At 36.4% G+C, this 17,898-nt stretch carries 19 protein-coding genes; 9 read left to right on the top strand and 10 right to left on the bottom strand.

Annotation, left to right across the window (positions count from 1 at the left end; genetic code table 11):
• Positions 1-9: 9 nt before the first annotated feature.
• The 4 genes from fliI to fliF are packed head-to-tail and all read right to left on the bottom strand — an operon-like array spanning position 10 to position 4,876.
• Entirely contained in the window at positions 10-1,392 is a 1,383-nt protein-coding gene (fliI, locus tag A9G10_RS02565) for a flagellar protein export ATPase FliI (protein WP_065558114.1), read from the bottom strand.
• A complete protein-coding gene (locus A9G10_RS02570; RefSeq protein WP_081298976.1) occupies positions 1,388-2,155 on the bottom strand; it encodes a flagellar assembly protein FliH in 768 nt (255 codons plus the stop codon). Before A9G10_RS02570 ends, fliI begins: the two co-directional genes overlap by 5 nt.
• Positions 2,139-3,137, bottom strand: a complete 999-nt coding sequence (gene fliG / locus A9G10_RS02575) for a flagellar motor switch protein FliG (RefSeq protein ID WP_065558116.1) — start codon at positions 3,135-3,137, stop codon at positions 2,139-2,141. The genes A9G10_RS02570 and fliG overlap by 17 nt, the downstream gene beginning before the upstream one ends.
• On the bottom strand, positions 3,134-4,876 hold the full coding sequence (fliF, locus tag A9G10_RS02580; protein ID WP_065558117.1) for a flagellar basal-body MS-ring/collar protein FliF: 1,743 nt from the start codon (positions 4,874-4,876) through the stop codon (positions 3,134-3,136). The genes fliG and fliF overlap by 4 nt, the downstream gene beginning before the upstream one ends.
• 178 nt (positions 4,877-5,054) lie before the next feature.
• On the opposite strand from fliF, the gene fliE reads away from it, so the two are divergent.
• Positions 5,055-5,366 carry a flagellar hook-basal body complex protein FliE gene (fliE, locus tag A9G10_RS02585; protein WP_065558118.1) on the top strand — a complete coding sequence of 104 codons (312 nt, stop codon included), beginning with the start codon at positions 5,055-5,057 and terminating at the stop codon, positions 5,364-5,366.
• 93 nt (positions 5,367-5,459) lie between these two features.
• Here the strand turns inward: fliE and fliT are convergent, their stop codons facing one another.
• From fliT to fliD, 3 genes are read right to left on the bottom strand one after another with little or no spacing between them, the layout of a single operon-like run.
• Positions 5,460-5,807: a flagellar protein FliT gene (fliT, locus tag A9G10_RS02590; protein ID WP_065558119.1), complete on the bottom strand. Its 348-nt coding sequence runs from the start codon at positions 5,805-5,807 to the stop codon at positions 5,460-5,462.
• Positions 5,808-5,821: 14 nt separating this feature from the next.
• Positions 5,822-6,202: a flagellar export chaperone FliS gene (fliS, locus tag A9G10_RS02595; protein ID WP_065558120.1), complete on the bottom strand. Its 381-nt coding sequence runs from the start codon at positions 6,200-6,202 to the stop codon at positions 5,822-5,824.
• 12 nt (positions 6,203-6,214) lie between these two features.
• On the bottom strand, positions 6,215-7,648 hold the full coding sequence (gene fliD / locus A9G10_RS02600) for a flagellar filament capping protein FliD (RefSeq protein ID WP_065558121.1): 1,434 nt from the start codon (positions 7,646-7,648) through the stop codon (positions 6,215-6,217).
• A 333-nt stretch (positions 7,649-7,981) separates the two neighbouring features.
• On the opposite strand from fliD, the gene A9G10_RS02605 reads away from it, so the two are divergent.
• From A9G10_RS02605 to flgL, 8 genes are all read left to right on the top strand, one after another.
• Complete coding sequence (locus tag A9G10_RS02605; RefSeq protein WP_065558122.1) at positions 7,982-8,794, top strand: flagellin N-terminal helical domain-containing protein; 813 nt, start codon at positions 7,982-7,984, stop codon at positions 8,792-8,794.
• Between the two features lie 181 nt (positions 8,795-8,975).
• Complete coding sequence (locus tag A9G10_RS02610) at positions 8,976-9,692, top strand: RNA polymerase sigma factor FliA (RefSeq protein WP_065558123.1); 717 nt, start codon at positions 8,976-8,978, stop codon at positions 9,690-9,692.
• Positions 9,693-9,883: 191 nt separating this feature from the next.
• On the top strand, positions 9,884-10,204 hold the full coding sequence (gene flhD, locus A9G10_RS02615) for a flagellar transcriptional regulator FlhD (protein WP_143425933.1): 321 nt from the start codon (positions 9,884-9,886) through the stop codon (positions 10,202-10,204).
• A gap of 13 nt (positions 10,205-10,217) precedes the next feature.
• Positions 10,218-10,820, top strand: coding sequence for a flagellar transcriptional regulator FlhC (gene flhC, locus A9G10_RS02620; protein ID WP_065558124.1), 603 nt, complete (start codon positions 10,218-10,220; stop codon positions 10,818-10,820).
• Positions 10,821-10,879: 59 nt separating this feature from the next.
• Positions 10,880-11,764, top strand: a complete 885-nt coding sequence (motA, locus tag A9G10_RS02625; protein WP_065558125.1) for a flagellar motor stator protein MotA — start codon at positions 10,880-10,882, stop codon at positions 11,762-11,764.
• 2 nt (positions 11,765-11,766) lie between these two features.
• On the top strand, positions 11,767-12,660 hold the full coding sequence (gene motB, locus A9G10_RS02630; RefSeq protein ID WP_065558126.1) for a flagellar motor protein MotB: 894 nt from the start codon (positions 11,767-11,769) through the stop codon (positions 12,658-12,660).
• A gap of 186 nt (positions 12,661-12,846) precedes the next feature.
• Positions 12,847-14,490: a flagellar hook-associated protein FlgK gene (flgK, locus tag A9G10_RS02635; protein ID WP_065558127.1), complete on the top strand. Its 1,644-nt coding sequence runs from the start codon at positions 12,847-12,849 to the stop codon at positions 14,488-14,490.
• Positions 14,491-14,504: 14 nt separating this feature from the next.
• Positions 14,505-15,461, top strand: coding sequence for a flagellar hook-associated protein FlgL (gene flgL, locus A9G10_RS02640; protein WP_065558128.1), 957 nt, complete (start codon positions 14,505-14,507; stop codon positions 15,459-15,461).
• A gap of 221 nt (positions 15,462-15,682) precedes the next feature.
• Here flgL and A9G10_RS02645 read toward each other — a convergent pair whose 3' ends face one another.
• From A9G10_RS02645 to A9G10_RS12720, 3 genes are all read right to left on the bottom strand, one after another.
• Positions 15,683-16,552 (bottom strand): T6SS immunity protein Tli3 family protein, encoded by an 870-nt coding sequence (locus tag A9G10_RS02645; RefSeq protein WP_065558129.1) that lies wholly within the window; start codon positions 16,550-16,552, stop codon positions 15,683-15,685.
• An 11-nt stretch (positions 16,553-16,563) separates the two neighbouring features.
• Positions 16,564-17,304, bottom strand: coding sequence for a T6SS immunity protein Tli3 family protein (locus A9G10_RS02650; RefSeq protein WP_065558054.1), 741 nt, complete (start codon positions 17,302-17,304; stop codon positions 16,564-16,566).
• A gap of 2 nt (positions 17,305-17,306) precedes the next feature.
• A partial coding sequence (locus A9G10_RS12720) for a T6SS immunity protein Tli3 family protein (RefSeq protein ID WP_081298978.1) occupies positions 17,307-17,898 on the bottom strand: 592 nt, incomplete at its 5' end.

The following is a 17,898-nucleotide window of genomic DNA, read 5'->3' on the forward strand; positions in this document are numbered from 1 at the left end:
GATACTTCCTTACGATCCCATGGCGTTAGGATCAACAATTGCAACTAGCTGTTGATAGGCTTCTTGATAACTACAATGTTCATTAATCCCTTGCTGTAAAAAGGTTTGCATAGCCGGAAATAGCGTAATTGCTTTATCTAATAAAGGATCAGTACCGGCGACATAAGCACCCACATTAATTAAATCACGATTGCGTTGAAAGCTCGAAAACAGTTGTTTGAACAAACGTGATTTTTTCTCATCTTCAGGTGCGGTGAGATCTGTCATGACACGGCTAATGGATGCTTCTATATCAATAGCTGGATAATGCCCCGATTCAGCAAGTGAGCGTGAAAGTACAATGTGCCCGTCTAAAATAGCTCGAGCTGAATCAGCAATCGGATCTTGTTGATCATCTCCCTCAGTTAAAACGGTATAAAATGCGGTAATCGCGCCTTTACCATGATTATCATTACCGGCTCTTTCAACCAGAGCGGGTAATTTAGCAAATACCGAAGGGGGATAACCTTTAGTTGCTGGTGGCTCACCGATAGCTAAGGCAATTTCACGCTGCGCCATTGCGTAGCGTGTAAGTGAATCCATAATTAAAAGGACATTTAACCCTTGTTCACGAAAAGATTCCGCAATTTTGGTGGCGTAAGTTGCCCCTTGTAAACGTAATAGCGGTGATACATCTGCTGGTGCTGCTACCACGACAGCGCGTGACAGTCCTTCTTCGCCTAAAATATTTTCGATAAAGTCTTTAACTTCTCGTCCCCGTTCGCCGATTAAACCAACGACAATAACATCTGCTTGGGTGTAGCGTGCCATCATACCGAGTAACACACTTTTACCGACGCCCGAACCGGCAAATAAACCCATTCGCTGTCCTTGCCCAACGGTAAGTAAAGCATTGATTGCTCTAACCCCTACATCGAGCACTTGATGAATGGGCGTGCGTTGCAATGGATTGAGTGTTTTACTCGATAAGCCTTGATACTCGACATTTTCTGGTAAGGGCTTACCGTCTAACGGTTTTCCCATTGCGTCAACAACTCGCCCCAATAACGTCATACCAACCGGTAATAATTTGTGACTAAAATGGGCTAAATCGTATTGTGCGGTGTACACTCTTGCGCCCAGTAAAATACCGTCAGTGGATTCGAATGGCATTAGGTAAAGTGTATGTGCATTAAACCCTACCACTTCGCATTCAACGGCATCAATTTGACCTTGACACTGTCTTTCAATATAACAGTTGGAGCCTAATGGTAATTTTAATCCGACTGCTTCAAGGACTAATCCAGACGCTTTCACTAATCGACCATAATGGCGAATTAATGATAAGTCTTTAAGCTGCTTTGTGGCTTGAAGGAGTTTGGTTGACCATTGGCTAGAGTATCGCACGTTAATGGTTCTCGCCTAGTAAATGATCAGACATCATTTGCCAATGTTGATTAATATTGCTATTCACTTCGTTGGTATCTGTCAATAATTTACATCCGCCTTCTTCGACATTTGCATCGGCGATAAATTGCCATTGATGCAAATTAATATCATCATTTAACATCGGTTCTAACCAGCGTAAATCAGCAGGGTTAAGGCGTAATACAATCGGATCTGATAGCATGGAACATTGTTCAACTAATTGATTAATCGTGTGCATTAATTGCTTTTGTTTAACTTTAGATAGGCTACCAACCGTTTTTTGTGCTGCAACTAATGCCAAATCAAATAATTGAGGCACAATTAATTCATCAATCTCTTTAATGGATTGCTCAAAATTGTTGATTAAGTTTGTGATGGCTTGAACAGCTTGCTTTTTTTCATCATCAAGTTGTTGTTCAATCTGTTCACGACCTTGCTGTTGACCAACTAAATATCCTTGGTCATACCCAGATTGTTTGCCACTATCAAAACCCTCTTTTTGACCTTGTTCAAATCCTTCTTGATAGGCTTGTGATTTTGCTTCTTGCTTTAACTGTTCTAACTCTTCTTCACTAATAGAGGGAGCAGGTACAACATCTATGTGTTCTGGCTCAGACTCACATTCTACTTCGTCAACCTGGGAGGCCATAGATTGTTGTGTTAATGGTGAAAAGTCTGATGACGATAAATCCTGAAAACAGAGCGGTTCCCAGCTTAATTTATCTGAACTATTACACATATTCGTCATCACCGCTACTTAAGATAACTTCACCGGTTTCAGCTAAGCGACGCGCAATAACCAAGATTTTCTTCTGCTCCGTTTCTACTTGTGATAAGCGGACAGGCGGTCTGTTTTCAAGGTCTTCACGTAAAATAGAGGCTGCGCGTTGTGACATATTGCTAAGTAACTTGTCACGTAATGCAATTGATGCACCTTTTAATGCAATGATTAATGTCTCGTTATCGACATCCTTAAGTAGACGCTGGATACTTCTATCATCCACTTCAACCAGATTTTCAAACAAGAACATTTCATCAATAATTTTCTGTGCAAGTTCATTGTCGTAATCGCGTAATGCATTGATAACCAACTCTTCTTGTTGGCTCTTCATTAAGTTAATGATTTCGGCTGCGGTTCTGATTCCGCCTAAGTTATTAAGTTTAATATTTTGTCCGTGTAATAATGTTGATAATGATGTAGATAATAATCGGAGTGCTGAAGGTTCAACACCACCAAAGGTAGCAATACGTAACATTACATCATTACGTAAATCGTCATCGAATAGATTTAAAATTTCCGCTGCTAAATCTCGGTGTAAATGGACTAAAATAGTGGCAATAATTTGTGGATGCTCTTTTTTAACCAAATCTACAGCTCGAGCAGCATCAACAAAATTAAGCATTTCAAGACCGTCGGTGGCTTCTTCAATATCTTTTCCTAACAGCTCATCAAGTAAACGACCGGCTTTTTCACTACCAATGGATTTTTCTAACACCGAGCGTAAATAGCCGTTGGTATCTGTATTGAGTACCGCACACTCTTCCAGTGTTTTTTGGCATTCATTAAGAATACCTTTTAACTGTTCTTGTGAAAGCTGTGGCAAAGACATCATCGCACTACTGATTTGTTGCACCTCTTTAGGATTGAGATATTGCATCACTTGTGCAGCGATTTCTTCACCTAACACCATTAAAACTGTTGCGGCTTTTTGTGATTCATTTAAACTCATTCGTTGCTGTCCTCTTTACTGATCCAGCTGCGAATAATTAACGCCATAACACGTGGATCTTTCTCAACAATTTTACGGATGTACTGCTGTTGTTGCATATTATCTTCAAATATCTTCTGCTGTTGTTTACTGTGCGCTTTGTAATCTAATTTTTCATCAATACTTGTTTGGGTATCTGATGAATTATCTGGCGTACTGAAGTATTGTCGTTGTAACTTCATCCAAACATTACGTAATACTTTTCGCCAAATCATCCATGCAATAAAAATATAGATCAGATATTTAATGCCTGTTTTAGTGTTTTCATAAAATTGGTGGGTTTCCCAAAATGCCAATCCATCATCTTCATCATCAAGTTGATCACTAAATTTTAAATTAGCCACAGTTAAGGTATCGCCGCGTAAATCAGAATATCCCATTGCTTGACGGGCTAATGCTTCAATATTTTGTAGCTCTTCATTATCCAATTTGACCCATTGTGGTGTATTGTTGTTGGCTTCATTTGGTTTTTCGTCTGTTTCAGATGTTGCAGACACATTATTTGCATCGGAATCTGAATGATTAGCATCTGGATCGACATATTTATAATTGACTAACACGGCAACCGATAAACGTTTGATTCTGCCTTCGGGTATCTTACTGTGAACAACTTGCCGGTTAACTTCGTAATTTAAAGTGTTATTTGACTGTAAATTATAGATTTTTTGTTTATCATCTTGTTCTTTTGATTCAGGTTGTTCATCAATTGATGCACTTGCGGTTGGTGCAGGTTGATTAGATAGTGCACCGGGCACGCCGCCTATGCCAGCATTATTACCTACTTGACGATTTTCGATTCGCTGTTTACTGCGAATAGTTTGATTAGCGATATCACTATTTGGATCAAAGGTTTCCGATGTCGTTTCTTGTCGGCTAAAGTCAATATCGGCATTGACTTGTACCATGACATTTTTTTTACCTAAGATCGGAATAATAATTTTTTCAACACGCTCACGGATGCTATTTTCAATTCGTTCACTAAATTCTATATGAGCAACATTAAATGTTTTATCACGATAATTTTCACCGGTAAGTAAATTACCATGCTGATCGATAATGGTAACTTTATCAGCTTGTAGTTCCGGTACACTACTTGAAATAAGGTGAATAATGGCATCAATTTGACGTTGTGATAGGCTACGACCCGGCAATAATGTTAATGCGACAGAGGCTGAAGGGAATTTTCGTTCTCTGACAAATAATGAGGGTTTAGGCATGGCTAAATGCACTCTGGCATCATCAATACTGCTAATGATTGAAATTGTGCGGGATAGTTCACCTTCTAAAGCTCGTTGATAATTGATCTGCTCGTTAAATTGGCTCATCCCAAAACTTTCTTTATCAAGCAATTCAAAGCCAACGGCGCCCCCTTTTGGTAATCCCAGTTGAGCAATGCGTAAACGCGTATCGTAAACTTTTTCTTCAGGAATTAAGATTGTCGAACCAGATGATGTGAATTTATAAGGAATATTCATCTTATCCAATTGACTAATAATTTCACCGCCATCTTTGTCGCTTAAATTACTGAACAAAACCCCATAATCGTCATTTTTCATCCATAAGTAAGTCATACTTAAGATGGCTAATATCACCACGCCGGCAATAAGTAGCAGCATTTTTGGATTTTGTTTTAATTGATTGATAAAAGGTAACTTATTTAATATTGATTCGCCTTTTTTACCGACAGTTTGGCTAGTCATAAATATCCTAATTCTAAACTAATTAGATGAATTCTAGAGTTTATTATCTGTGTATTTAGAAAATTCAATAGCTAAAAAAGAAAAGGATTTTCCCCTTACTTGTGGGATTTAAATTTTTTGTTGTATGGTAAATTGAGGATTAGTTGAGCAATTTAAATGAGAGTGAGGTTTTAACTCCATGAATACATTGAATAATTATAATGATATTGTTCTTACATCGATAAAAGAACCCAATTTACTTCAAAAGAAACAATCGATTGTCAATCAATCTGATTTTGCCTCTGAGTTAAAAACAGCTTTAGATACAATTAGTCAAACGCAAATACAGGCTCAAAATCAAGCAAAAGCGTTTGAACTGGGTGAACCCAATATTGCCTTAAATGAAGTCATGGTAAATATGCAAAAATCGACAGTTTCACTTCAATTTGGTATTCAAGTTCGTAATAAACTTGTTGCGGCTTATCAAGAAATTATGAATATGAATGTTTAATTTGCATTAAATATTGATATAAGTGCAAGATTGTTAATGTCTAATCATTATTTTCAATCTTGCACTTATCAAATATTCAATAAAATTTACTCGTTAAATTAAGTTAGCGACGTGTTGGTAATTTTCAATTTTAGTTTGTTGACGGATTTTTTCTCCGATTAATTCCCCTAATTCAGCATGTCGAGTGGTAACCAATTGGCTGATTTGCTGTTGATAACTTAAGATATTTTGGATATACATTCGTACTCTATCTTTACATTGAGTGGGGACGTGTTCGGTAGTTAAGGTACCATCAAGTTCTATAATATTTTCAGATAATTGTGAGTATTGACTTTGCCAACTCAGTAGCGTATTCCAGTCTTCCTTATGTGCGCTAATTAACATCTGTTCTGTCACATAATCAAGTTGTTCATAGTGTTTTAATAATGTTGTTCCTTTCATAACCATCTCTTTTATTATTTTGCAATTTCACGCCAAGATTCAGCAATATTGTTGAGTAGGTCAAAACAGTTTTGTAGCTTATCTTGATCGTTATATAAATTAGCCAGTACTAATTGTTGGCTGATATAGTGATACAAGCGTTCTAAATTTTCGGCAATTTCGCCTCCTTTTTCTAAATCTAAACAGCTTTTTAGTCCATTATCAACGATATTGATTGCTTTTGATATCGCCATTCCTTTACCTGCTATGTTTCCTTTTTGAATGTATAATTTAGCAAGTTTGATCGCATTTAGTGCACCATCATAGAGCAATACGATCAATTGATGTGGTGAGGCTTGGCTCACACATGTTTCTAAATTAACTTGCTCATAAGCTTGAGATCCTAATTTATACATTGTTGTTAATCCTTATTTTTTCATGTTGGCCATCATTTCGAATTGGGTTGTTAAATAATTACTCATACTGTCTAATGAACTAATTAAAACATCTAATTTAGTGAATTGTACTCGATAGCGTTCGACGGTTTGTTCAATCGAATTGTTAACTTGTTCGTAACGTTTATCTAACGATTTCAATGTTGAATTTAATCCCGTGGTGGCTGAATCAATCATGCCGTCACTATCTATAAATCCACTGACTTTATTAAATACTTCATTCGCAATACCGGTGGTCTCACCGTCACCGGTGAATAACGTAGCAACAGCATCACTATTTTCGCTTAATGCTTTTTTTAATTGATTTTCATTGATAGTAAGCGAACCTTTGTTATCCATGTTAACGCCAATTTGGGCAAGAACAGAAAATTCACCTGATTGACCTTTAGCAAAGATTGAACGAATACTTTGATCGATATTACGTAGCGTAGAATCACCAATTAGTGGACCATTATTGTTGCTTAACTCGTCAGAATTGGTCTCTTTAGCAGTAAATTGAGTTAGGCTTGAAATGGTTGATTGTAATTGATTAAATGCCTCAACCCACTCTTTTATCGCCGTTTCTGCTTTTTCATTATCAGCGGTGATAGCTAAATTTTGACTGGTCGTAGTGGTTGCTTTTAAGGTGATATCAACACCTTCAATCACTTCTTTAATGGTATTGGAAGCACTCGTGATAGCTACGCCATTAAAGGTTAATTTAGCATCTTGCGCTTTAGCAACTTCTACCATATGACTTGTGTCAGGTTGCTGATGATTAAATCCAATAATCTTATTGAGTTTTTCATCGTCTGACGAAATTGAGGTAATAGCTTGTTGTTCACCGGTTTCTTTTGATGTGATAACTAATTGATAACTATCTGAACCACTGCGAACAATCGCTGCACTCATGGTTGAATGACTGGTTGTCCCATCTTCATTAACCACTTTGGCATTATTAATAGCGTTGGCAATGGATTCTAATGATGTTTCGTCTTTAGACAGGTTAACTTCAAGTTTTTGACCATTAGCTTGTTCAATGGTAATGGTTCTTGTTTCATTGTCATTACCTAAATTCGTATTCTTATCATTAATGGCTGATGTTGCAATACTGTGTGAAGTCGCTAACTGATCAACCGTCACCGCATAATTACCCAATGCCGCTTTATTATTGACTGTTGTCGTAAAGTAATTGTCATTACCTGCTGATGCTCGACTATAAAAAAGTTCTTTTTTTTGTAGTTTTTCAGTCGCAGAATTAAACGAGCTCAACGCATTTTTTAACTTACCGAAGCCACTGATTTTGGCATTAATCGCTTTTTGTTGAGCGGTGATCGGGGTTAAACGTGTTTTTTCAACGGATTCTAACTGACTTAATACTTCATTAAGATCGATACCAGAACCAATCCCTAAAATGCTCATTGCCATAATTTTTTGCCCTTATTTAATCACTATTTATCAACCATAACTTATCTAGCTGTTATATCGGCTTTTGGCATAAAAAGTTTAGAAGAAATTTGTGATTGATTGCCAGTTTTAAAAAAATTAAAAAATAAAATATCTTTCTTATTGATTTAATAAACTGAATTATAAAAAGTTATTTTAACTATGGGGTTTACTTTTAGTTTGATAACACAACAAAAAATAAAAATTATTAAAGTTTCTTATTTTGCTACCGATAAGTTAATTATCAGCAAATATATTGGACGTCATGCTTCAATATGCCGTTGATTTGACTAATCATATTAAGGAGATAAAAAAATGGCACAAGTAATTAATACTAATACTATGTCTTTAATGGCAAAAAATAACCTGAATAATTCACAAAGCGTTCTTGGTACAGCAATTGAACGTTTATCATCTGGTATGCGTATTAACAGCGCAAAAGATGATGCGGCAGGTCAAGCTATTGCTAATCGTTTTTCATCAAATATTCGTGGTTTAACTCAAGCTGCTCGTAATGCTAATGATGGTATTTCACTTGCACAAACTACTGAAGGTGCATTAAATGAAATCAATAACAACGTACAACGTATTCGTGAGTTAACTGTTCAAGCTGCAAATGGTACTAACTCTCAAAGCGATTTAGTATCAATCCAAAACGAAATCGATCAACGTTTACAAGAGATCGACCGTGTTTCTAAACAAACTGATTTCAATGGTTCAAAAGTATTATCAGAAGATAAAACCCTCAAAATTCAAGTGGGTGCAAACGATGGTGAAACCATTGAAATCAATTTGAAAAAAATCGACAGTACAGAGCTTGGTTTAGCGGATTTCAATGTTTCTGATACTCCAACTGCCGATCCGTTAAAAACACTTGATGCAGCGCTATCTAAGATTGATGGATTACGAGGTCAATTAGGTGCGGTGCAAAACCGTTTTGAATCAACTGTGACTAACATCAACAACACAGTAAACAATTTAAGTTCTGCTCGTAGCCGAATTGAAGATGCGGATTATGCAACTGAAGTTTCAAACATGACTCGTGGTCAAATCTTACAACAAGCAGGTACTTCAGTTTTAGCACAAGCAAATCAGGTACCACAATCTGTACTTTCTTTATTACAGTAATAGTTAAATCTATCTGATATTCTGCTCAATTGAATTGTACAACTGAGTAATAACGGTATTTTTGATACCGTTATTACTAATAATCATAATTACCTCTTTTTTATATCTTTATTCATCACATTAAATCCATTTGTTAAGGACATAATAGTATTAAGCATATTTTTAACCTTGGCTCCAAAAAATGGATGAAAGCTTATATAACTCGCAAGGCATAATTAATCAAGTCGACTGGCAACAGTATATCCATTTAGTTCGTAACGAAGCATTAAAATTAGCTGTTCGTTTGCCTACCACAATTGAACTCGATGATTTACTGCAAGTTGGTTATATCGGCCTGTTAGATACGATAAAGCGTTATGATGTATCTCAAGGCAATACGTTTGCTACCTTTGCTATACCGAGAATAAAAGGGGCAATGTTAGATGAACTCCGTAGTCGGGACTGGCTACCAAGACAAACTCGAAAAAAGATTAAAGATATTACTCACGCCATTAATCAACTGGAACAGAAACTCGGTACCACACCCAATGATCACCAAATTGCCGAATATTTGCAATTACCGATTGCTGAATATCGTAAAGCGTTGTTGGATTCAAATTGTAGTCAAATCTGTTCATATGACGAAATGCAGAAAAAATTAGGGGATAACATTGATGCGATAGTCGATCATGGCGAAGATAATGACCCTTTTTCGAGCATAATTAATGATGAAATTCGTGACCAAATCGCTCGACAAATTGATAAGTTACCCGAAAAAGAAAAGATGATTTTAGCCCTGTATTACCAAGAAGAACTTAATTTAAAAGAGATTGGAAAAGTTTTGGATATTAGTGAGTCACGAGTCAGTCAACTACATAGCCAAGCGATAAAAAGAATACAAAGTAAAGTGAAGCCATAGAAAAATAAAAATAAACTGCGTAAAACAAAGCGTAATTAAACGAAAATAAATTGAAATGATTTTTTTATTGACCTTTCTCGTTTAAAAATGTAATTTTAGATTTAAAAAAACAGTTAATAATAAATTTTGATTATTTTTTGTTTTTTTACTGCGAATTAAAATAAATAGGATTGGTGATTAAATTGGGTAATATACTAGAAGACGATATTCTTAAATGTATACATCATTTAAATCTTTCAACATTATTGTTAAGCCAACGAATGCTTGAAAAAGATAAAGCAATGGCGATGTTTAGATTAGGTATTGATGAAGAAACAGCTGACGCAATAAGTAATTTAACAACATCACAAATGTTAGTGTTATCTGAAACAAATCAATTAACTTTTCAGTTACGATTTGAAAATTCAGAAATGATTAAAAAACTGACTGAAGATTCTCGGATTAGCGATATTAAACAGATGCATACAGGGATTCTTTTATCTAGTTTACTGTTAGATTCAATCAATAAGTAGGTAGGTAATTAAGATGAGATGTACAAGTATCGTTCAATCATATAAAGAAGTCCAACTCGCTATTCGTTTAATTTCACTCGGCGCCAGAATTCAAATGCTTGAAAGTGAAACAAATCTTAGTCGTGGTAAGTTGATAAAACTGTATAAAGAAATTCAAGGTTGCCCGCCACCGAAAGGATTGTTACCGTTTTCAACAACGTGGTTTATGACATGGGAACCGAATATCCACTCAAGTATTTTTTATAATGCTTATCATTTTTTAGTGAAACATGGCACCAAACCCGGAATACAATCGATTTTAAAAGCTTATCAGCTTTATCTTGAACAATGCCCGGCTTACAACGAAGAGCCAGTATTAGGATTAACGCGAGCTTGGATATTAGTTAAATTTGTTGAAAGTAAAGTGATGCAACAATCATGCTGTAAAGAGTGTAAGGGGCGTTTTATCACGCATGCATACCAACCACACAACAGTTTTGTTTGTAGCTTATGTCAACCACCATCACGGGCAGAAAAAAATCATAAGACACATCAAGAAAATCAGGCTAAATGTTTGCAAGTGCTATCTGTCGCTCATGGTTTTAATTCAGAGGTTGCAAAGCAGTTAGCAAGTTAAATAAATATTAGGAATATCAGTCCTATTTACTGTTATTTTATGGAGAAAGAAGAAAGCCAATGCTAATCATTATAGGATATATTGTTGTTATTGCCTCTGCTTTATTGGGTTATGTACTTAGTGGTGGTTATTTAGCAGTACTTTTTCAGCCGTTAGAATTTTTGATTATTGGTGGTACGGCTATCGGCGCTTTTATTGTCAGTAATGAAAAAAAAGTGATCAAAAAAACGCTCAAAGCATTAGGGCAGTTATTTAAATCCTCCAAATACAATAAAGCGTTATATTTAACGCTAATTAATTTAATGTACACCATTTTGACTAAAATCCGGCAAAGTGGCGCACTATCGATAGAAGGAGATATTGATAATCCACATGAAAGTGAATTGTTTAAGCAATATCCACTTATTTTAGCCAATCCTCGAATTTTAGATTTTATCACTGATTACTTGCGTCTGATGATTAGTGGCAATATGGATGTTTATGAAATCGAAGCCCTAATGAGCGAAGAAATTGAAACTTATGAACATGAACTCGAAAAACCGGTTAGTGCGATTTCAAGTATTGGTGATGGCTTACCTGCTTTCGGTATTGTTGCTGCCGTTATGGGGGTCATTAACACTCTAGCTCAAGCCGATAGACCAGCAAGCGAATTGGGTGAACTGATTGCACATGCGATGGTAGGAACGTTTTTAGGTATTTTATTGGCTTATGGTTTTGTTTCGCCTTTAGCTGCACTGTTAAAGCAACGAAATTCAGACACGGTAAAAACACTTGAATGTACAAAAGTGATATTGATAGCCAGTATGCATGATTATGCGCCACAAATTTGCATTGAATTTGGTCGAAAAATGATATTTTCTGATGAACGACCATCTTTCTTTGAATTAGAAAAATATATTCAAGATGTGAAAGATAAAAATGCCAACTCAACCGAAAATAATTAACAATGAAAGATAACTCAATAAGAATTATTACTCGCAAAAAGTCAGGGCATGGAGAAGGGCATCATGGTGGTTCGTGGAAAATCGCTTATGCTGACTTTATGACCGCCATGATGGCGCTGTTTTTAGTTATGTGGTTAATCGCAAAATCAACGCCACAGGAACTACAAGGAATTGCTGAATATTTTAGAACGCCATTACTTATGGGGCAAAACGGCGGTCAAAATATCAGTGATAGTGAAAGCCCGATTCCTGGCGGTGGCGATGATGTCACTCAGCAACTGGGTGAAGAAAAAAACGATATTGCCAATCAACAACAAAGCGAGTTTGAGAAAAAACAACTCGAAAAGATCCAGTTGATTGAAACAGCACGTAAAATTTTTGAAATGTTTGAACTCGATCCCCGTCTAAAAAAATTAGCACCTAATTTAATTATTGAACTTACTGAAATGGGGTTACGTATTCAAATTCTGGCATCAGATGATAAACCAATGTTCAATGTGGGCAGTGCGGTTATACATCCTGATATGCAAAGCATTTTGCATGCCCTAGCACCTATTTTAAATTCATTACCTAATAAAATAACCTTATCGGGTCATACCGATGAACGTCAATATGTCACCGGTGATAGAGGTTATAGTAATTGGGAGTTATCAGCAGATCGAGCCAATTCATCAAGACGAGAACTTATCGCAGGTGGATTAGATAAAAATAAAATTATCCGTATTGTTGCGCTTGCTGATACCGTGGGATTAAACAATCCACATTATAGTAAAGATGCCAACCGACGAATCAGTATTTTAATTCTAAATAAATCGGCACAACAATATATTGAGGATGAAAACAATATGACTGGCATTGATTTTTTAAAACAAGCTAAGCCAATTAAACAAAATTAATCCTATCGTTATATTATAAAAGTCACAAATCAAAAAAGAATAATCTGCTTAATGGAAAATAAAAAATATAAAAATTCAAAAAAAAATAGCAAAAATGATTAAAGCTTTGAAAAATTGTGCCGATATAAAAATTAAGTTTACAAATAATCATGATGTTATTAACCAAATTATATTAAGGAGTTTTTAATGGCAAATTCATTGATGAATACCGGAATTAGTGGATTAAATGCAGCGCAAAATATGCTTAATGTAATTAGCAATAATATCAGTAATGCCCATACCGCAGGCTATAATCGTCAACAACAAATATTAACGCAGGCAAATGGTACACAACATCATTTTGGTTTTGTTGGGAATGGGGTTTCTGTAACAGCGGTGAATCGTGCATTTAACCAATTTGTTGTTGGGCAATTGCGACAATCGCAATCACAAAATGGATCGATAAAATCCTATTATAATGAATTATCAAAAGTTGATAATCTTCTGGCTGAAAATGAAAACAGTATTTCATCGCAACTAAATAACCTTTTTTCTAGCTTAAATAAGCTTACGTCAAATGCAGGTGATGCCTCGACAAAACAGTCTGTTATCAGTAATTTGACGTCGTTGGTTGGACAATTTAATAAAACCGAAAATAATCTTAAAAATCAAATTGCCAATATCAATACTGAATTAACCAATAATGTCAATCAGGTTAATACTTATTTAGAGCAAATTGCCGAATTAAATCAAAAAATATCAAAATTACAAGCCGTAAGTGGTGGGAACGAACCTAATGCTTTGCTTGATCAGCGTGATCAGCTGGTCAACGAATTGAGTGAAATTATAGGAATTACCGTAACTGAGCAAAATGGACAATATAATCTGTCGTTAGCTAACGGTTTAAGTTTAGTGCAGGGGTCGTCGGTGAACTTACTATCTGTTCAACCGTCACAACAAGATCCTGCAATAAATACAATTGTTTACACGCATAATTCTGGTGCGACTCAAGAACTGACAAGTCAAAATATCGCATCAGGCCGATTAAATGGATTATTAACTTTTCGTGATGGACCACTCTCTCAAGCTCGCAATCAATTGGGCTTAATTGCACTTAATTTAGCTGAGCGTTTTAATGAAGTGCATATGTCTGGCGTTGATATCAATGGTTATGCCGGTGAAAAAATGTTTGATTACCGTCAACCGAGTAGTATCACCAATGCTAAAAATCAAGGTAATGCTACCGCTAAAATCAATTTTGAAGCAGTCACCGAAGTTAAAGCATCGGATTATAAAATTGAATTTAATGGTACTGATTGGGTTGTGACAAGACTGTCTGATCATCAAACTATTACCCCTCAAATTGAAGATGGCAAACTAATGTTTGATGGTTTATCAATTGAAATAACGGGTAATGCGGTTAAAGGTGACTCGTTTTTAATTAAACCTGTTGCTGATATCGCATCGTCATTAGAGTTGTTAGTGACAGATGTGAACAAATTGGCAACCGGAATTAATGATGAAGAAAACGGTGCGGGTGATAACCGCAATGTGAGCAAATTATTAGACATACAAAATGAAAAATTAATTAACGGTACAACGACCTTAAACAGCGCTTATACCACGTTAGTTAACTATATTGGTAGTGAAACTCAAACCGCTAAAATTTCGGCACAATCAAGCCAAAATATAACGCAGCAGATTGACGAACAAAATCAATCAATATCGGGCGTAAATATTGAAGAAGAGTATATCTCTATGCAAGTTTATATGCAGTATTATCAAGCAAATGCCAAAGTTATTGATGCTGCAACAACGCTATTTGACACTATTTTAGGTTTAGCGAAGTGATAAAAGGATAAAAAATGCGTGTAAGTACCAATTCAATGTATCAAAAAAATTTAAACAGTATTTTAAATACCAATAACAAGTGGCAAAAATCGGGGTTACATTTAGCAACAGGTAAAAAGATTTTATCGCCTTCTGATGATCCTATGGGCGCATCACAATCATTAATATTAAAACAAGCGCAATCTCGAAACGACCAATTTCAAGCCGCGCGTGAAAGTACCGATAAGTCACTTAGTCGTCAAGATACTATCTTAAAAGAAGTTAATACCGTCATACAAAGTATTCAAGAAACATTGGTTTATGCTGGTAATGAAACGTTAAATGATGAAAACCGACGTGATTTGGCAAATAAATTACAAGGTTTGAAAGATCAGCTTGTCGCATTAGCCAATTCAAAAGATACTAACGGCAATTATCTGTTTGCCGGTAATAAAAATGATACGCCCCCTTTTGTGGTTAGTGAATCTGGCGAAGTGAGTTATGTCGGTGGCACCACCACAATTAATATTTTTATTGATGATTCACGCGAAGTCCCACTCAGTTTTACCGGTCTTGAAGCCTTTATGACAGGCTCTACCGTTAAGTTGCCAGACGGTTCGCCAGCAGAAAGTAATCTATTTGCGAGTATCGATTATGCGCTTGATGCGTTAAAGCTCGATTTAGATGACAACAATGAAGATACCATTAAGCAATTTCGAGAAGGCTTATCTAAAGCAAGTTGTGGTGTTGATAACTCATTTGATAATGTTTCGACCCTAAGAGCAAAAGGTGGAACAGTATTACAAGAAGTCGAAAGATTAACAACACTGGGTAAAACGCTAGATATTGAGTTTGAAACGCAAATTAGCCAACTCGAAGATGTAGATTGGTACGATGCCATTTCAGAATACGTGATGCTTCAAGCTAATTTACAAGCAGCACAATATACATTTATGAACATGCAAAGCATGTCACTGTTTCAAATGAAATAGTCGAGTGAAAACAGATAACAGTATTCATTTCTATTCATTATAACTACAATATATCCAACACGTTTAGGAGGCTTTCGCCTCCTTTTTTATGTCTCTAATCTATAAGTCAATAATATCTCGTGGATTTAAATAGTGAATTGCTAACTGACAAGGTTTAAATAGGGTAATAACAAAAATAACGCCCCCTATAAGGGTACAAATAAGGGCGAGTATTAACATGACTATTTTTCCGCCCCGACTTCGCAACGAATTTTATCCCACCCTTGGTAAGGTTCGGGTTGGATATGTTTAATTGACTCAACCCGATTTTTATATTCCTGATTATCCATAAGATGGGAAAATGCACCAAATTTTGAGCCGTCTTTAATTCGTTTATCAGAAAAGGCTGCGGAAGGATAATAGACTGGGTACATTTTTAACCCATGTCCATAATCAATTTTGTTATAGCGATAGGATTCACCAAATATTACCTCGCCATTTTTTAACACAAAATAGCCGGTATTGCCTGAGATAGTAAGCGGTATATCACCTTTTATTGGATCAAAAAAAGTGTCCTCAATAGGCGAATCATCCACACCTATAAAGAAATCGACTTCATCACCGGGTACCGCTGCCATGGGCGATACTCTGGCTGTAATAAAATGCCGCCCACCATCAACGGACATGGCAAAGTCGGTTAAATTTTGAGTGGGAATGGCAATATACTGCTTACCGGGGTTGTAATAGTGATATTTAGGTAAGTCATAAGCGGTATAAAACCGTTTTTGAATTAAGGTGTGAATATTATTTTTATCGTCATGAAACCAAATATGCCCACTGCAATTTTCGCCTTGCAGTTCAAGGTAGCGGTCAGCATCATAGCGGTAAATCACTTGCCGTTTGGTGCTGACATAATAGAATGAATCATCCAGCACTTCACCGTTTCGGGCAAAGCTATAAAAAAGTTGATACCCGTCGCGAGGTTCGGGTTTAGGTGGCATTAGCGGCATGGGTTCGGTCGGGGGGAACGGGGCAATATCCGACAAAATGACCACCGAGCCGACCGGTATTACAACCAGCGTAATGAATAATGTTATTAATTTTTTTTTCATCCGTTTGTTCCTTAATTGGCGGTGCCTAACCATTGTTGAAAGACTTCTAACAAGGGGTGGTTATCGGGCAGAATTGTGTCATTATCATCATAATCACATTGCATTTTATCCCAACCGGTGTAGTCATCAGGAATTGGGGGAATGGTGTCGGGAATGATTTGGCTACGACCTAATATTTTTTTATGTTGATCTCGTTTTGATAACATGTAGGGTGCTTTGGTTCCAAAGGGGCGTTCCGAGGCATGCAAATTGCCATCTTTAGCTAAAATAAAGGCTTGGTCATTAACTACATCGTATTGGGGAGAATCATGATCGCCTAGCCAGTACCCATCCGCTACATGGATGTTTCGAAATGAACGCCCCCCGTCAATGGAAGTATTAATCGCAGAGATATCAGATAAAGGGATAGAAATATAGTTTTTAGCAGGGTGTCGATAGGGTTCGGTATAAATTTCCCGAGAGCCGGCAGATAAAAGGTAATAAACTTGTTCTTTATCGTCAATGAAATAGAGTTGACCTTGGCAACGGTAACCGGTTAATAGCAGATAACGGTTTTCGTCAAATCGATAGACAACTTGTGACGGACTGACAACTTTGGGCTGGCGTAAATTATTGACTGGCGAAACCGCCCACACGCCCAATAAAAACAGCAGATAACTTGCTATTTGTACCAGTTTATGACGTGGTTTAAATAGGGTAATGGCAAAAATAACGCCCCCTATAAGGGTACAGATAAGGGCAACGATTAACATGACTATTTTTCCGCCCCGACTTCGCAACGAATTTTATCCCACCCTTGGTAAGGTTCGGGTTGGATATGTTTAATTGACTCAACCCGATTTTTATATTCCTGATTATCAATAAGCCTATCATAGGCACCAAAATTAGAGCCATCTCTAATTCGTTCATCAGAAAAAGCGGCGGAAGGATAATATATTGGGTACTCTTTTAATCCAAGTCCGTAATCAATTTTGTTATAACGATAAGATGCTCCAAATATCACCTCGCCATTTTTTAACACAAAATAGCCGGTATTGCCTGAAATCGTAATAGGTGCGTTTCTTTTTCCTGGTTCGCTATAAATTCCTTGAATTGGTGAATCATCCACACCAATAAAAAAATTCACTTCATCACCGGGTACCGCTGCCATGGGCGATACTCTGGCTGTAATAAAATGCCGTCCGCCATCAACGGACATGGCAAAGTCGGTTAAATTTTGAGTAGGAATGGCAATATACTGCTTGCCGGGGTTGTAATAGTGATATTTAGGTAAGTCATAAGCGGTATAAAACCGTTTTTGAATTAAGGTGTGAATATTATTTTTATCGTCATGAAACCAAATATGC

It is taken from the genome of Gilliamella sp. wkB308, assembly GCF_001690185.1.
Taxonomy (GTDB): Bacteria; Pseudomonadota; Gammaproteobacteria; order Enterobacterales; family Orbaceae; genus Gilliamella; species Gilliamella apicola_I.

Excerpts from the sequence above, each read along its gene's own strand:
- fliS (WP_065558120.1), bottom strand. The coding sequence starts at position 6,202 with ATGTATAAATTAGGATCTCAAGCTTATGAGCAAGTTAATTTAGAAACA.
- flgL (WP_065558128.1), top strand. The coding sequence starts at position 14,505 with ATGCGTGTAAGTACCAATTCAATGTATCAAAAAAATTTAAACAGTATT.
- motB (WP_065558126.1), top strand. The coding sequence starts at position 11,767 with ATGAAAGATAACTCAATAAGAATTATTACTCGCAAAAAGTCAGGGCAT.
- flhC (WP_065558124.1), top strand. The coding sequence starts at position 10,218 with ATGAGATGTACAAGTATCGTTCAATCATATAAAGAAGTCCAACTCGCT.
- A9G10_RS02570 (WP_081298976.1), bottom strand. The coding sequence starts at position 2,155 with ATGACGAATATGTGTAATAGTTCAGATAAATTAAGCTGGGAACCGCTC.
- fliT (WP_065558119.1), bottom strand. The coding sequence starts at position 5,807 with ATGAAAGGAACAACATTATTAAAACACTATGAACAACTTGATTATGTG.
- motA (WP_065558125.1), top strand. The coding sequence starts at position 10,880 with ATGCTAATCATTATAGGATATATTGTTGTTATTGCCTCTGCTTTATTG.
- A9G10_RS02605 (WP_065558122.1), top strand. The coding sequence starts at position 7,982 with ATGGCACAAGTAATTAATACTAATACTATGTCTTTAATGGCAAAAAAT.
- A9G10_RS02610 (WP_065558123.1), top strand. The coding sequence starts at position 8,976 with ATGGATGAAAGCTTATATAACTCGCAAGGCATAATTAATCAAGTCGAC.
- A9G10_RS02645 (WP_065558129.1), bottom strand. The coding sequence starts at position 16,552 with ATGAAAAAAAAATTAATAACATTATTCATTACGCTGGTTGTAATACCG.
- fliF (WP_065558117.1), bottom strand. The coding sequence starts at position 4,876 with ATGACTAGCCAAACTGTCGGTAAAAAAGGCGAATCAATATTAAATAAG.
- A9G10_RS02650 (WP_065558054.1), bottom strand. The coding sequence starts at position 17,304 with ATGTTAATCGTTGCCCTTATCTGTACCCTTATAGGGGGCGTTATTTTT.
- flgK (WP_065558127.1), top strand. The coding sequence starts at position 12,847 with ATGGCAAATTCATTGATGAATACCGGAATTAGTGGATTAAATGCAGCG.
- fliG (WP_065558116.1), bottom strand. The coding sequence starts at position 3,137 with ATGAGTTTAAATGAATCACAAAAAGCCGCAACAGTTTTAATGGTGTTA.
- fliD (WP_065558121.1), bottom strand. The coding sequence starts at position 7,648 with ATGGCAATGAGCATTTTAGGGATTGGTTCTGGTATCGATCTTAATGAA.
- fliE (WP_065558118.1), top strand. The coding sequence starts at position 5,055 with ATGAATACATTGAATAATTATAATGATATTGTTCTTACATCGATAAAA.